The sequence below is a fragment of the Kitasatospora sp. NPDC059088 genome (assembly GCF_042738155.1).
Classification (GTDB): domain Bacteria; phylum Actinomycetota; class Actinomycetes; order Streptomycetales; family Streptomycetaceae; genus Kitasatospora.
The window spans coordinates 68,680-70,231 of record NZ_JBHYGR010000006.1 but is presented as its reverse complement, the minus strand read 5'-3'; the positions used below and the strand labels follow the sequence as shown (position 1 = coordinate 70,231).

General features: G+C 79.0%; 1 protein-coding gene. It reads right to left on the bottom strand.

Going from position 1 to position 1,552, the window contains the following annotated elements; translation table 11 throughout:
• Positions 1-1,552: tetratricopeptide repeat protein (locus ACFWXO_RS04650; RefSeq protein ID WP_380522339.1), on the bottom strand; the 1,552-nt coding region annotated here is incomplete at both ends.

The window sequence follows — 1,552 nt, the reverse complement described above, 5'->3', positions numbered from 1 at the left end:
GGGGTGCCCCCGGGTGTGGGGGGGGGGGGCGGCCCCGGGCGCGCGGCCCGGCCCCCCCCCCCCCCCCCCCCCGGCCCGCGGGCGGGGGGGGGGCGGGCCCCGTCGGCGAGCAGGAGCGCCTCGGTCAGACGGGCCGGCACGGTCGCGTCGTCCGGGTCGCCGAGGGCGGCGGTCGCGGTGGCGACCAGGTCGCCGGCCAGCCGGAGTGCGGTTTCGCGCTGCCCGTCCAGGTGGTGGGCGAAGGCGAGGACGCAGCCGGCGTGGACCAGCTCGGGCAGGCCGGGGCCGGTGAGCCGGGTCCACTCGTCCGCCAGTGGGGCGAGTTCGGCCACGGCCGCGGCGCTGTCCCCGGCCAGCAGCAGGGTTCTGGCGAGGTCGCGTCGGAGCTCGCGGACGAAGGAGTGCCCGGGCCCGTGCGCGGCGAGCGCGTGGGCGAGCGCGTCGCGGTAGGCGGCGGTGGCCTCGGGGTGGCGGCCGGCCGCGGCGAGGTTGCGCGCGAGGCTGTCCCGGACGTCGAGCACGTCGGGGTGGTCGGCTCCCAGGATCCGGTCGCAATCGGCGAGCAGGGTTTGGTAGAGCGCGTCGGCGCGGTCGTGCTGCCAGCCGTGCCGCAGGGCGTGGCCCAGGCGGTGGCGGGCGGTGAGCGTGTCGGGGTGGTCCGGGCCGTCGACGCGTTCGTGGTCGGTGAGGAGCGCCCGGACCTCGGCGATCTCCTGGCGGTGGCGTCCGGCGAGGCGGTGGGTGTAGGCGAGTTCGTCCCGCTCCTCCAGGGTGTCCGGGTGGTCCCGGTCCTGGAGACGGCGCCGGGCGGCGACCAGGTCGGTGAGGAGCGCGGTGGCCCGGTCGAGTTCGCCGGTCTTGGCGAGTTCCTGGGCGAGCAGGGATCGGACGGCGAGGGTGTCGGGGTGCTCCGGCCCGAGGACGCGGTCGTGGTCGGCGGCCAGTTGCTCCCGGTCGGTGGCGGCCCGTCGGCGCAGTCCGGCGTACGCGAGGTCGGCGGCGAGGATGCTCCGGGCGGTCAGCACGGCCGGGTGGTCGGGGCCGTGGATCCGGATCCGGTCGAGCAGCAGGGCCTCGCTGAGCCGGATGCTGAGCAGGTGGTCGCCGGCGGTCCGGTGGGCCCAGGCGAGGAGGAGCCGGGCGTCGAGGGTCTCCGGGTGGTCCGGGCCGTCGAGCCGTAGCCGGTCGGCGAGCAGCTGCTCGCACAGCTGCCGGGCCCGGTCGAGGTCGCCGTCCGAGCGGCGCGAGGCCGCCTCCCACCAGCGGGCGTTCAGGGTGTCCGGGTGGTCGGCGCCGAGCACCCGGGCGCGGTCGGCGACCAGGGCGGCGAACAGGTCGCCCGCCCTGCGGTGGTGGCCGGCCTCGCTCTGGGCGAGGGCCTGCCACCAGCGGGCGTCGAGGGTGTCCCGGTAGTCCGGGCCCAGGATCCGGGTGCGGTCGGCGACCAGGGCCGCGAACGACTCCGCGGCGCGGCGGTGGGGGGGGGGCCCGGGGGGCGGGGGGGGCCCCCCCCCGCGCCCCCCCCCGCCGGGGGCGTGTACACAACAGAAGC